Consider the following 14125-nt stretch of genomic DNA (forward strand, 5'->3'; position numbering starts at 1 on the left):
TCAGTCGTCCTCGCGCGGGGCAGACGGTTTGATGGTCGGCGTGCCCGGGCCGGGCTGCGCAACGGGGGGCGTCCCGCCGCCCGTGGGTCCGCCGCTCGAACCGGGTGCCTGCTTGCTGGCGCTCTTCTCCGACATCGTCTCCAGTACATAGAAGAACATCGGGATGAAGAACACCGCGATCACCGTCGCGCCGAGCATGCCGCCGATCACCCCGGTGCCGATCGAATGCCGGCTGTTGGCCGAGGCGCCGGTGGCGATGGCAAGCGGGACGCAGCCCAGGATAAAGGCGAGAGACGTCATGACGATCGGCCGCAGCCGCTCGGTCGCCGCCGTGACGGCGGAGTCGTAGACGGACTCGCCCGCCTCCCTGTTGAGCACCGCAAATTCGAAGATCAGGATCGCGTTCTTCGCGGCAAGGGCGACCAGCATCGTCAACCCAATCTGGAAATAGACGTCGTTCTCGAGTCCGCGCATCAGGATTGCGAGCAGCGCGCCGAAGAGCGCAAAAGGCACGGCCATCAACACGCCAACCGGCAGGCTCCATTTCTCGTATTGCGCAGCGAGAATCAGGAAGACCATGATCAGGCCGAATACGAACACCAGTCCCGACGTGCTGCCAGCCTGCCTCGACTCATAGGCCTCACCGCTCCAGCCGACACCGTAGTCCGACGACATGACCTCGCCGGCGACCTGCTCGAGCGTCGAGATGACCTGTCCGGAGCTGTAGCCCGGCGCGCCGTTAGCGGTGATCTTGACCGCGGGAAAATTGTTGAAACGCGTGATGAGATCAGGGCCGGTCACGTACCGTGACGTCACGACCGACTTGAGCGGCACCATGCTGTTGGTCTTGCTGCGCACATAAAGCTGGTTCAGATCCTGCGGTGTCAACCGGTAGGACGGCTCGGCCTGGAGAATCACCTGCCACAGCCGGCTCGAACGGTTGAACTGGGATACGTACAGCGAGCCGAACATGGTCTGCATCGCGCTGTACACCTCTTCGACCGGCACGCCGAGCGTTTCGGACTTGTCCCGGTCGACGTCGACGAGCAGTTGCTGCGACGACGCATTGAAGGTCGATGTCACGCGCGCCAGTTCGGGCCGCTTCTTTGCCTTCTCCAGAAATTTGTCCACCACGTCCGCGAGTTGCGCGGTCGTACCGTCGCCCTTGCTCTGAATCCACATCTCGGTCCCGCCCGTAGTGCCGAGCCCCGGTATCGACGGCGGATTGACGGGAAGAATGATGCCTTCCTTCACTTTCGACAGATTTTCGTACGCGCCGATCAGCACGGCCCGCGCGTTCTGCGTTCGAATGTTGGACCACTTGTAGCGCTCGTCGAAACTCTTGAAGCCGATGAAGAACGTGCTTGCGTTGTTCTTGTTCTGGCTGTCGAGCAGGCTGTAACCATCGACGACCGTTACACTGCCCACGGCCTCCTGCTTCATGAAATAGTCAGTGACGTGCTGCGAAACGTCGCCTGTGCGATCGAGGCTGGCGGCGTCCGGCATGATGACCGCGCCGAGCAGGTAGCCTTGGTCCTCGGGCGGCAGAAACGAAGTCGGTATCGTGCGCATCATGACGACCGAGAGCGCGATCATTCCGGCAAACAGCAGCAGCGCCACGGCGAACCGCTTGATGACCAGCTTCACTGCGCGCGAATAGCTGTTCGTCATCTTTTCGAAATTACGGTCGAACCACCTGAAGAAGCCGCGCTTCTCATGGTGACCGGGCTTGAGCAGCAACGAGGCGAGCGCGGGCGACAGCGTCAGTGCGACGAGACCCGAGAACACCACCGAAATCGCAATGGTGATTGCGAACTGCTTGTACAGCTGGCCCGTGATGCCGCTCAGGAACGCCACCGGCACGAACACCGCGCACAGTACGAGCACGATCGCGATGACCGGGCCGGAGACTTCGTCCATCGCGCGCTTGGCGGCGTCTTTTGGATTCAGCTTGTGCACGTTCATGTTGCGCTCGACGTTCTCGATCACGACGATTGCGTCGTCCACGACGATGCCGATGGCGAGCACCATGCCGAATAACGTTAACATGTTGATCGAGAAGCCGAGTGCCAGCATGCCCATGAACGTGCCGACAATCGATACAGGCACCGCCAGCACCGGAATCAACGTTGCGCGCATGCTTTGCAGGAATGCGAACACGACGACCACGACCAGCACCAGTGCTTCGAAAAACGTGTGAACGACATCCGAAATCGACGCGCGAGTGAACTCGGTCGTGTCCATCGCGATGCTGTATTCGAGCCCTTCCGGGAAGGTCTTCTTCATCTCCGCGAGCGTCGCGCGCACCTGCTTCGACACGTCGAGAGCGTTGGCGCCTGGCTGCTGGTACACCGCCATGACTGTCGCCGGTTTGCCCTGAAAGCGGCTGCGAATCGAATAGTCTTTCTGACCGAGCGACGCGTAGCCAACGTCCTTCAGACGCACGATCGCCGCATCGCCATTGGCAGCGCGAATGATGATGTTGTCGAAGTCGGACGGTTCGTTCAGGCGGCCGGTCGTCGTCACGGCGAACGACTGCTCGACCGCCTTGCCGGTCGGCGATTGCCCCAGCCGGCCGACGGCGAATTGCTGGTTCTGGTTGGCGACTGCTTTCTGCACGTCGCCGGCCGTAATGCCCAGTTGTGCCATGCGGTCGGGTTTCAGCCATATTCGCATCGCGTAGTCCGGCGTGCCGAAGATGGCCGACTGGTTGGCACCCGAAATGCGCTTTAACGCATCGAGCACATAGATGTTCGCGTAGTTGGCGATGTAAGTCGCGTCGTAACGGTCGCTCGGCGAGTAGATGGCGATCACCATCATGAACGCTGACGACTTCTTCTGAACCTGAATGCCTTGGGCCTGCACCGATTGCGGCAATTGCGGCAACGCCAGATTTACGCGGTTCTGCACGTCGACCTGCGCGAGTTCCGGGTTGGTGCCGATCTGAAAGTATGCGTTGACCGTCAGATTGCCCGTCGATGAGCTCGACGAGCTCATGTAGATCATGTTGTCCGCGCCGTTGACCTGCTGCTCGATCGGCGCGGCGACGTTGTTGGCAACCACATCGGCGCTGGCACCCGGATACGTCGCGGAGATGGTGATCTGCGGCGGTGTGATGTCCGGGTACTGTGCGATCGGCAGACTCAACATCGCCACCGCGCCGCCCAGCGTTATCACAATCGAGATCACCGATGCAAAGATCGGGCGGTCGATGCAGAAATGGGAGAGATTCATTTCGCTCGCCTGTTCAGTTCGTCGCGATCGTGCTGGATGCACGAGCGTCCGAACTGGTGCTTTCCTCCGCGGGTACGCCGATTGCCGCGTTGGCCGCCGCCGGCGACGCCACGATTTTCAACGGTGTATCGGCTGTAACGCGGAGCGCACCGTCCACTACTATTCGCTCGCCCGGCTTCAATCCCTGCGTGACGAACCAGTCGTCGCCGTGCCATTCGCCGACTTCCACCACCCGCTGATGCGCTTTCGACTCGTCATCGACCACCCACACGAAGTGGCTCTTTGCACCCTGCAACACAGAACGTTGCGGCACGAGTATCGCGTTCGGCCGCACTGCGCCAGACACGCGCGCTCGCACGAATTGCCCGGGCCGCAGAATGCCCTTGGCATTCGCAAACGACGCGCGCACGAGGAACGTGCCCGTTTCCGTGCTGAAGGCCGGGTTCGTAAAGTTGATATGACCTTTGTCGGGAAACTCGGTGCCGTCGGCCAACACAACTGTCACGGTGAAGTCGTTATCTCCCGGAAACTTCAGACGCCCCTTGGCAATCTCGTCGCGGGTTTTGAGCAACTCGTTCTCTGAGATGCTGAAGTTCACCCACATCGGATCGAGCTGGTAGACATAGGTCAGCAAGCCGCCGGAGCCGGCCGTCACGTAGCTGCCGTCCTGTTGCCTCGCGAAGCTCGACAAACCGTTGAGCGGCGATTTGATCGTCGTATAGCTGAGGTTCAGTTCTGCCGTCTGCACCTGCCCCTGGGCGGCGACCACGGCCGCTAGCGCGCTCTTTTCGTTGCCGGTCGCGTCGTCCAGATCCTTCTTGCTCAAAGCGTTCTGCGCGGCAAGGGGTATCACGCGGTCCAGGTTGGCCTTGGTCACATAAAGCCTCGCCTGCTGCTGCGCGAGCTGGCCCTTGGCAGTTTGCAGCGCGGCTTCGAACGGCTTGGGGTCCATCAGGAAGAGCGTCTGCCCGGTATGAACCAGTTGACCCTCCGTGTACACGCGCTTGTCGAGAAAACCGTCGACGCGCGCGCGAATCTCGACTTCGCGAGAGCTCTGCGTCTGCGCGGTGAATTCGAAATCGACAGCCGTGTCGCGCGGTTCGACCTTCATCACGGTTACTTCGGCCGTCGCCGCCGGCGGCGGCGCAGCCGGCTTGTGGCACCCGGCGCAGAGTGCCAGCGTGGCGAAGACGAGCACGCACCGCAGACCGCGCGTCGTCTGCCGTTGCGGGAATGCGTCAAACGGGGTGTGTTTCATCGGATCATCCATCGCAGCTACATGGCAGTGCAAGCACCGAACAGCACCAGGGCATCTTCACGATTGACAAGCGTCAGCGTTATCGAGCCGTCTTCCCTGTCAAGCACCATCGTCCACCCGAAACTGAATTCGGTTCCTTGCAGGAGAATCTGGTTCTGGTCGGTCTGCATGAAGCGGATCTGCGTTGTACGTTGAGGACCGCTCACGGTCTTCTTTGCAAAGTCGATGCGCAGGAATTGCGGCGCACCGAGATCCGCCGGCAACGCGCGCTCGCAGACCTGCCCTGGGTCGCACGCGTGTGCGTCGATGGTGGCGCACAGCAACGGCTTATTGCCGTCGAATTCAGCCGCGGATAGTGCAGCCGAAGCGAAACAGAAGATCACTGTGAGCGCGATACGAAGGGGGTTCTTTTTCATGGCCGGGTTTCCCGATACATGGATGCTACTGAACGGTGTATCCGCGGCTCGGGCATACATGTCCCTACCGCCCGGTTGAAAGATCGAGCGTTCCCGCACCGGCACAACAAGCCCACTAAAGACTGCATCAAGGGCTGCATGGCGAAATGCCTCCTATCCGTTCCGGCAGCGACTCACGACAGACTCACGACAGGCTCACGCGGGCGTGATCTGTTGCCCCTGCTGCAGGAATTCAGGGGCTAATCTTGGTGATCTTCTGCCCTTGCATGCCAAGGCCCGCCATCAGGCCTTCCTGGCCATAAATGAATGCGTAAACATCGGATTGCAACGTGGTCGTTGTCAGCGAGTCCGCCTTGCCTTTGTCGACGACAACCACACTCGGCCCCATGCCGACCGACCAGCCGTCACTGCTGTTCAGGTAGTTGAGCGCTGCCGGTTTCATCAGGAACAACGCCTGATGAAAGCTCTGCACCCCGGCCTGCAGGCCGTATGACAGTGCAGTGGCGTTGTAGTAGCCGATCACCTTGCCGTCCGGCCCGAACATAACGCCGTCTCCGCTCTGCGCTCCGACGAGAAATCCTGCTTTCACAATGTCCGGGAAGATCAGGACTGCGGTTGCCTGGGTTGCGAGCTCCCCCGCCTTGGGCGTTGTCGAAACCAGTGTCCGATACGCATCGCGTGCTTTCTGCTCCAGTTCAGGACGCCCTGCTCCGGACGTAGACGCGGAACTGGAGGAGTCCATGCTCGAACAGGAGACCACTGCGAGCAGAACTGGAATCATTGCAACCAGGCGGACAAGTTTGAACATGATCGGACGCTCCATTCAAAAGAAATCACTGCGAGACCGGGTCCCGGAGCGGCCTGCACCGCGCCTCAGGTATCCTTAGTATTGACAGCGGACCCTTCCGATGACAATTGAACTTTGGGGTAATACCGGTTCAGAGTGCATTGCGCGCGCACGCTACGGCGGCGGCTGACTGCTTTCCAGCGCGGCGCGCACGGTTCGCACAAACAGGTCGTCGCTGAACGGCTTGCGAATATAGGCGACGGCGCCGCTCGCGAAAGCCTGCTCGCGCACGCTGATGTCGTCGTGAGCGGTGATGAAAATGACGGGTGCGCCGCTGCCGGACAGACGACGCTGAACCTCCAGCCCGTTGATCCCCGGCATCTGCACGTCGAGAATGACGCAGTCCGGGTGGTATGACGGTATGGACAACAATGTGTTGAGAAAGGCGTCGCCGCTCGCGAACGTTTCGGCAGCGATGCCGACTGAGCGCAGGAGTCGTTTGATCGCGCGGCATACCGATTCATCATCATCGACGATGACAACGAGCGGTTTGATTTTTCCCATTGATGTGGCCCGGTATCCGGGAACGCACGATGGCTGCGTTCCCCCTGACGCTAGACTACGAGCCAGGAGAACAAGCCGATAGTGGACCTTGGTGCTATGTCGAGGTAGAACGGCCAGTGGTTGTCTCAGCAGCCAGAGCCAGAGCCGTTCAAACCCGACGACAACCGCCTAGCGCTGCGCGTGCGCCCCCACGGCGCCAGACAGGCCGATCTTATCCGCGATACGGATGAGTTGGGCGAGCGATGTGGCCTCCATCTTCGCCATTACCCGTCGCCGATGAGCCTTGATTGTCTGTTCGACCGTTCCGAGTTCGCTCGCCACCTGTTTGTTCAGCAGCCCCGTCACGACAAGCGCCATGACTTGACGCTCCCGCGGAGTCAACCGGTCCGCACGATCGTGAAGTGAATCGAGTTCGCGCCGGATCGCGCGCATTTGCTCCGCACGTTCGAGTGCCTGTTCGATTGCACGCAGCAGATCGGTATCGCATACGGGTTTGGGCAGAAAGTCCGTGGCTCCCGCCTTCATCGCGCCCACACCCATCGCAATGTCGCCATGGCCCGTGATAAAGATGATCGGTAGGGCCGCATTGAGTTCACGCGCGAGTTCGAGTCCACTGACGTCCGGCATCTGGATATCGAGCACAAGACATGCCGGGCAGGAAACGGCGGGCATTCTGTCGAGAAATTCTCGCGCGGAACCGAACGTTTCCACCCGATAGCCCGCTGACTGGATCAGTCGAACGAGCGCGCGGCACACGGATTCGTCGTCATCGACGACGAATACAAGGGAAGGGGAATCTGTCATGGTCTCTATCGCGACTCAGCCTGTCCCGCCGCATCGCCAACAGGCAATGCGACGAAAAACGTCGCGCCTCGTTCGATGTTGTTTTCGGCCCAGAGCCGCCCACGGTGCATGCCGATGATAGTGCGGCTTATCGACAATCCCAAACCGAGACCCTGGGGTTTTGACGTAAAGAACGGCTTGAAGATTTTGTCCAGCTTGTCGGCGGTCAGTCCATGCCCGCGATCGCGAATAGCGATACAGATCATCTGATCGCTCTCACGCGCAAGCGTCACGGCTGCCACGCGATCGGTGGGCGGTACGTCGTTCATCGCGTCGAACGCGTTGAGCAGAAGGTTGAGTATGACCTGCTGCAACTGGACCTTGTCGCCGCACACGGGCGGCAGGTCCCCTTCGATGTCGAGTGTCACTTTGATGCCACGCACGATCGCATCGCTGCGCACCAGCAGGACCACGTCGCGAATGATGCTCGCGAGATCGAGCGATGCGACCTCCAGATCGCCCTTCTTCACGACGGCGCGAATGCGCCTTATCAGTTCGCTTGCGCGATAGTCATCCTGCACGATGTCGTTTAGAATCTCTCTCACCTCGGCCAGATCGATGGGGTCCGCTGCGAGAAACCGCTGCGCGGCCTGCACGTTACTGAGAATCGCGGTAAGCGGCTGGTTCAGTTCATGCGCCAGCGACGATGCAAGCTGACCCATGGTGGAAACACGCGTCAGATGCGCGAGATCGCGACGGTGACGTTCAAGCTCGTAGCGCTCGGTTCTGTCGATGATGAATGCGAGCGTCACGTTGTTCTCATCGAACTGAAACGCCTTGAGCCCGATCTCAGCCTGAAATTCGGTGCCGTTGTTACGGCGCGCAGAGAATTCATGCAATGCGGTTCGCTCATGAAAGCCCGGCGGCGCAAATGCGCCTCCTCTCAGCAGAACGAGATTATCGAGTTGCAGGTCGGGCACAAGTAGTTCAACGGGCCTGCCGATCAATGCGTCGCATTTGTATCCGAAGAGCACGGCCGTTTCTGGATTGGCCATCAAGATTCGACCCTGCTCGTCGAGCGTCAGAATAGAAATGGGAACGAGGGCGAGCGCCTCGCGCACGTAGGCGTCACCGCTTATGCTCGCCAGAGCATCCGCAGGAATCTCGTTCATTCCCATGGGCCGAATACCGCCGTCGCGAGACTGCCGCCGCGCAGATCGCGCCGAAGCCGTTGCGGGAATTCTCTCCATCATCGGACGCGCCCCACATGACGCGGGTTGACTTTCGTCCTGCACGACCGTATTTTTTTCCGTGTATATGTCATCATGCGTGTCTCCTGACGAACCGGCTCGCGCGGCTGCGTCGTGCAAATCATTGCCTGCGGATAACGCCGACGTTCCCGCGTGTATGCGCCTCGGACCTGTCATGGCGTGCTCGAAATAATCCGCGAAACCTGGCGTATTAATACTTGGAACCGTGGGCGCCATTCGCCGTCGCCTGGCAAACGTCATCCATAACCATAGAATGATGGCCGTTTCAAGAACAATGATCGCAGGCATAACCATGCTCATGGCCAAGGTTCGCCCTCAAGGCTCGCGCCAGGAGATGGACTGATACAAAAGCTGACTTTGGAAGTCGAGGAAAATGCGCCTTGAAACAAGGTACTACACCCGAGTGCCGATGCGACACGCGCATGTTAAGTCGCCAAACTATCGTAGTCCTGATACACGCAATAGTAAATGTCGAGCTCATCAATTCTTAAAGCTATTAATTGAGAGAAGTCTGACTGCGTTGGCCGATTTTCGGCAATAGGACCAAAGGGCAATTGGTCTCGCACGAATATGCATGTAGTCTGAACGTGGTAACACATTGGGGTTCGCGGCTTCAGCGTTGCGAGAGGCTGCTTTGTGCCTGTCAGGCCGGCGTTCATGCGGGCGTCACCGGGAGCCGGGCCGCCCACGGCTGGATCGTCGGCGTTCCGTTGGGCGCAATCAATACGGCTGTTATTGCGGTGAGGACGATGTCATGAACCACAGTCTCCTAAAGTTTGCGATCGTACTTGCGCTTCTCATGACGGGCACGGCATCCGCTCAATATCCGGTGATGGATATGGTTGCCGGCAATATTGTTCAGAAATATCAACAGTCGTCCTGCGAGCAGTTATGGCAGGAAAGAGCCCAGAAAAAAGGCCATCCAAAGTCGCAGAAGGAACAGGAGGCACTCCAGATCCTGCGTAACGACCCACAGATGCGCGCGGCGTTCCTCGACAAGGTAGCCGCTCCAATTGCCAGCAAGATGTTTGAATGCGGCATGATTCCGTGATCGCAAGCCGGTGCGCCAACGGACTGGACTACCCACCGAGATCGCGATGCCCTTCACAAAAATCTTACGCTATGTCGCGGTCGCGGCGCTTGGTCTGTGCGTGAACGCGAGCGTCGAGGCCCAGCAGTCGCAACAGACACAGCATGCACAGCAGGCAGTTAAAGCAGCGGCCAAGCGGACAAAACCTCCCCGTGTCACGTTTCACCCAGGCCTCGAACCACGAGCAATCAGTCTTCTCAAAGGAACATGCGCCCGCCTTGCCGCCGCCAACACGATGACCTTCACGGCGGTCGTCTCATATGAAAGTCCGAGCCGCGTCGGTCCCCCTCTTGTCTATTCGACAAGGTCGGAGGTGATCATGCAACGGCCCGACAAGCTCAAGGTGGTCACATCAGGCGATGGGCTACCCTCGGAGTTCTATTACGACGGCAAGTCCATGATGGCGTTCGCGCCTACGGAAAACCTCCTCGCCGTGGCCGACGCGCCCCCAACGATAGACCGCACGCTCGAGGCCGCATACAACTCCGCCGCGATCTATTTCCCGTTTTCCGATGTGATCGTTGCGGATCCTTATAAAGACATAGCGGACGGATTGAAGGTCGCTTTCTATATCGGTCAATCTAACGTCGTCGGCAATACGACGACAGACATGATCGCGTATGTCACTGGGGGAGTATTCGTGCAGATGTGGATCGGTGCGCAGGACAAACTGCCCCGTCGCATCGACGCGGTCTACCTAGACGATCCGGCCGGGCTGCGTCACGTGCTGGACCTATCCGACTGGCGACTAGATGCAGCCATTCCCGCCGACGACTTCGCGCTCACCAAAGCGGGCGACGCGCCGCACATCGCGTTTGCGCGGCCCGACCTCAACGACGCGCCCGCAATGGCGCCGCCGCCCCGGATGAAGCAGCCGAAGACCCAATGAGGAGACGCATCATGAGGGCCGTCGTCATCCGTGTCCTGTGCGCGCTCGCGCCCGCACTTGTGACTGATCCTGCCAGCGCGTGGTCACACGCGAACATGTATGGCGGCAGGACATCGCATATTGCGGGTTCCGGTTCGACGACCCGCACCGACTTCGCAGGAGGCAGCGAAACTCATACGTATGGGCAAGGCACGACCGCGACCGGGCGCTACGGCGGCACGGCAACCCACCAGGAAGGCTCGGGTCAAACAACCGCGACCAATCCGTACGGCGGGACTGCGACTCACACATATGGCTGGGGCACCAGTGCAACCAGCGCCTCGGGCGGCACGGCGTATCACGCGGCGGGATCCGGTTACACGACCTATACGAGCGCATCGGGTGCGACGGCATATCACAGCCCTTACTATGGCGCGAGGTATCCTGCTTACCATCCGCCCGTCGTCGTGAATAACTATGGCTCTGGCTGCTACAACTGCGGCGGGTGGTCAACGGCTGGAGCGGCAGCAGCGGGCGCGGTGGTCGGCGTTGCGGCCGGCGCGGCAATCGGATCGGTCAACACAGCCGTCGCCACTTCGACCGCGTACAACGCCGGCGTTGCGGCAGGCAGCGCGAATGCATATAACACTGCTGCCGTCGCTGCATCGACGTTTTCGCCGGGTGCGGTCTACGCGGCGCTGCCTGCAGGCTGTATCTCGCCCAAGGTTCAAGGCGGCACATACTACCTGTGCGGCAATACGTGGTTCCAGCCATCGTATGGGGCAAACGGTGTCTACTATCGGGTCGTCCCCGCACCGTGAGTCACTCGTAAAACGCTCAGAGCGACACTTTCGGATATAGGTAGGTGCGCGAGATAGACGGCGCAGGTTCCCTTCTTCGCTTCTCGCCCACCTCCTCGCCACCCACCTGCTCTTTTACGACCTGGGCCATCACGCTCCAGCGGTCGGTCTCAAGCACGGTTTTGGCGTCGACACGCTCAAACAGGTCGAGCAAAGGCGCGACGAGACCCGTCCACCCTGTCTGGTGGCTGGCCCCGAGGCCTGCACCATTGTCGCCGTGGAAGTACTCGTAAAACAGGATCAGGTCGCGCCAATGCGGATCATCCTGAAACTTCGTTGCCCCTCCGTAGACCGGCCGTCGTCCATTGGCATCGCGCAAAAACGTACCGGTCAGCCGGCGGACAATTTCCTGCGCCACCTCGAAAAGCGTCATGTGCGGCCCCGAACCGGTCGGGCATTGAATCTTGAATTCATCGCCGAAAAAACTGTGAAGCTGCACCAGAGCCCGCACTATCAGCAGATTGACGGGCATCCACACTGGACCGCGCCAATTGGAGTTGCCGCCGAACATACCGGTGTTCGATTCGGCAGGAAGGTACTGCACCTTGAACTCCTGTCCGTCGACGTGAAGCACGAACGGATGCTCAAGGTGGTGCCGGGACAGCGAACGAATGCCGTGCGGACCCAGAAACTCGTTCTCGTCGAGCAGGTAGCCCAATACGCGTTCGAGTTTCCGCCTGTTGAGGATCGATAGAAGCCTTCGTTCCTTATAACCAATGAAGCCCGCGTCGGTAGGGGCGATATGAGCAACCAGCTCAGGGTAGCGTTCCCGAAACTGTGCAACCAGCGCCATCAGCTTCGGATAGCGGTGGGCGGAATCCCCTTCGAACACGGACGACGCGCATAGCGGCAACAGCCCCACCATCGACCTTACCTTCAAACGCATCGTCTGGCCGTCGGGGAGCCGCAGCAGATCGTAGAAGAACCCGTCGTGCTCGTCCCACATCTCGTCCTCATGCTCGCCGACTCGGTCCATCGCATAGGCGATCCACATGAAATGCTGTACGAACTTGAACGCGACCTCCTCGTAGATCGGGTCGTAGTCGGTCAGAATAATAGCCATCTCCAGCATGGACTGACAGTAGAACGCCATCCATGCTGTCCCGTCCGCCTGCTCCAGCGTCCCACCCGTGGGAAGCTGTGCGCTACGGTCGAATACACCGATATTGTCCAGACCCAGAAAACCGCCGGCAAAGACATTGCGCCCCGCCGGGTCCTTACGGTTGACCCACCAGTTGAAATTGAGCATCAACCCCTGGAACGAACGCTCCAGGAAACGCGGGTCGGCCCGCCCAAGCCCTTTTTCGTATTTGTAAAGCCAGAGCGTGGCAGCCGCGTGCACAGGTGGATTGACGTCGCTGAAGTTCCATTCGTAGGCTGGAATCTGCCCGCTTGGGTGGACGTACAGGCTACGCAGCATCAGCAGCAGTTGCTCCTTGGCGAAATCGAAATCCACCAGCGCGAGCGAGACGGTGTGGAAGGCAAGGTCCCACGCCGCGTACCACGGGTACTCCCATTTGTCCGGCATGGAGATGATGTCCGCATTCAACATGTGGAACCATTCTGTATTCCTCACTTCGCGGCGCGCGGACTCCAGCAATGGATGACTGCCGTGCTCGCGCAGCCAGTGTTGCACGTCGAAGAAGTAGTACTGCTTGCTCCACAACATGCCCGCCAACGCTTGACGGTGAACGCGGCGCTGATCTTCGGTCAGCGATCTGGGAGCAATCCGCTGATAGAACTCGTCAGCATCGGCAATCCGGCTATTGAACACGCTTTCGAAATCGCTGAACGCATTGTCGACTCTGGTCGATGTAAGGCGCAGGCGGATGGTCTTGCTGCCGCAGGAAGGGACGTCGAGGACATAGTGGGCCGCGGCCTTGGTGCCTGACCTGGCGGGATTCACCGCGTCGCAGTGTCCCGAGACGACATAGGCATGGAAAGCATCCTTGACGTAGGGAGACGCGTTGGCTTTACCCCACAGGCGTTGGGCATTGCTCTCGTTTTCGGTGAAGATCGACTCCGGCGCGCCATCGCAATAGAACCAGTACTCTCCCAACTCAGGGTGCACTGCCCGAATCGCGCCAGGCCCCGCATCGGACAGCATGGGCTTGCGAGGGTCCACACCCCAAGACCACGTATTGCGAAACCATAGTGTCGGCAAGACCCGCAACGGCGCCGCTTCCGCTGCCCGGTTGTGCACCGAAATGCGGACAAGGATGTCTTCCGGGTCCGCTTTGGCGTATTCGACGAAAACATCGAAGTAGCGGTCGTCATCGAAGACCCCAGTGTCGAGCAGTTCGTATTCCAACTCCTCCCGCGACCGTTTCGCATTGCTCTCGACGAGGTCCAGATACGGGTACTCCCGTTGGGGGTACTTATAGAGGTACTTCATGTACGAGTGAGTGGGCGTACTGTCAATATAAAAGTAGTATTCCTTGACGTCCTCACCATGGTTGCCCTCGCTGTTGGTGAGTCCGAAGAGACGCTCCTTCAAAATCGGGTCCTGCTCGTTCCACAACGCCAACGCGAAGCACAATCGTTGCTTGTCGTCACACAATCCGCCGAGTCCGTCCTCGCCCCACTTGTACGCGCGTGAGCGCGCCTGGTCATGAGTGAAGTAGTTCCAGGCGTCGCCATTTTCGCTGTAGTCCTCCCGCACCGTCCCCCACTGCCGCTCGCTCACGTAAGGGCCCCACTTTTTCCACGGAACCTGCTTCTCGCGCGCGTCGTTCAGCCGCGTTTGCTCCGTTACGTCGACGATTGCGGGATCCATGCCTGTTCTCCGTTACGGGTCGATGGACTCGACTCGACGCAATGCACGCGAACGTGTTGCATGATCGAATCTAAGCGCATGATCAAGCCGGTTCCGATAGCGGATAGACTACGCAACCACTAACCACGCCGATATTCAACCTTGGTCTAACATGCTTTCGCCCGCGCTTACCCCGGCTGCGGAGCCAGATGCAAGCGGTCAACGAACGCTTGAATCCG

The 14125-nt window shown here is 59.7% G+C and carries 11 protein-coding genes; 3 read left to right on the top strand and 8 right to left on the bottom strand.

Annotated elements, in window-relative coordinates; translation table 11 throughout:
• The 7 genes from RW095_RS22090 to RW095_RS22120 form a co-directional block, all read right to left on the bottom strand.
• On the bottom strand, positions 1-3234 hold the full coding sequence (locus RW095_RS22090; RefSeq protein WP_317018355.1) for an efflux RND transporter permease subunit: 3234 nt from the start codon (positions 3232-3234) through the stop codon (positions 1-3).
• A gap of 13 nt (positions 3235-3247) precedes the next feature.
• Positions 3248-4492 (bottom strand): efflux RND transporter periplasmic adaptor subunit, encoded by a 1245-nt coding sequence (locus tag RW095_RS22095; protein ID WP_317018357.1) that lies wholly within the window; start codon positions 4490-4492, stop codon positions 3248-3250.
• 17 nt (positions 4493-4509) lie between these two features.
• The gene (locus tag RW095_RS22100) at positions 4510-4908 is read right to left on the bottom strand and encodes a hypothetical protein (RefSeq protein WP_317018358.1); all 399 of its coding nucleotides are present in this window, start codon (positions 4906-4908) and stop codon (positions 4510-4512) included.
• Between the two features lie 232 nt (positions 4909-5140).
• Positions 5141-5716, bottom strand: a complete 576-nt coding sequence (locus RW095_RS22105) for a lipid-binding SYLF domain-containing protein (protein WP_317018360.1) — start codon at positions 5714-5716, stop codon at positions 5141-5143.
• A gap of 153 nt (positions 5717-5869) precedes the next feature.
• Positions 5870-6259 carry a response regulator transcription factor gene (locus RW095_RS22110; RefSeq protein WP_317018361.1) on the bottom strand — a complete coding sequence of 130 codons (390 nt, stop codon included), beginning with the start codon at positions 6257-6259 and terminating at the stop codon, positions 5870-5872.
• A 168-nt stretch (positions 6260-6427) separates the two neighbouring features.
• Positions 6428-7063 (bottom strand): response regulator transcription factor, encoded by a 636-nt coding sequence (locus RW095_RS22115; protein ID WP_317018363.1) that lies wholly within the window; start codon positions 7061-7063, stop codon positions 6428-6430.
• Positions 7064-7068: 5 nt separating this feature from the next.
• Complete coding sequence (locus RW095_RS22120; protein ID WP_317018364.1) at positions 7069-8214, bottom strand: sensor histidine kinase; 1146 nt, start codon at positions 8212-8214, stop codon at positions 7069-7071.
• Positions 8215-9067: 853 nt separating this feature from the next.
• Here RW095_RS22120 and RW095_RS22125 point away from each other — a divergent pair.
• Genes RW095_RS22125 through RW095_RS22135 form a run of 3 tightly spaced genes read left to right on the top strand, consistent with a single transcriptional unit; the run spans position 9068 to position 11092 of the window.
• Positions 9068-9364, top strand: a complete 297-nt coding sequence (locus RW095_RS22125; protein WP_317018365.1) for a hypothetical protein — start codon at positions 9068-9070, stop codon at positions 9362-9364.
• 46 nt (positions 9365-9410) lie between these two features.
• Positions 9411-10292 carry a DUF2092 domain-containing protein gene (locus RW095_RS22130; protein WP_317018366.1) on the top strand — a complete coding sequence of 294 codons (882 nt, stop codon included), beginning with the start codon at positions 9411-9413 and terminating at the stop codon, positions 10290-10292.
• 11 nt (positions 10293-10303) lie between these two features.
• A complete protein-coding gene (locus tag RW095_RS22135; RefSeq protein WP_317018367.1) occupies positions 10304-11092 on the top strand; it encodes a hypothetical protein in 789 nt (262 codons plus the stop codon).
• 16 nt (positions 11093-11108) lie between these two features.
• On the opposite strand, the gene RW095_RS22140 is transcribed toward RW095_RS22135, so the two are convergent.
• Positions 11109-13907 (bottom strand): MGH1-like glycoside hydrolase domain-containing protein, encoded by a 2799-nt coding sequence (locus RW095_RS22140; protein WP_317018368.1) that lies wholly within the window; start codon positions 13905-13907, stop codon positions 11109-11111.
• Between the last annotated feature and the right edge of the window lie 218 nt (positions 13908-14125).

This window comes from Paraburkholderia kirstenboschensis, assembly GCF_032806925.1.
GTDB classification, from domain to species: domain Bacteria; phylum Pseudomonadota; class Gammaproteobacteria; order Burkholderiales; family Burkholderiaceae; genus Paraburkholderia; species Paraburkholderia kirstenboschensis.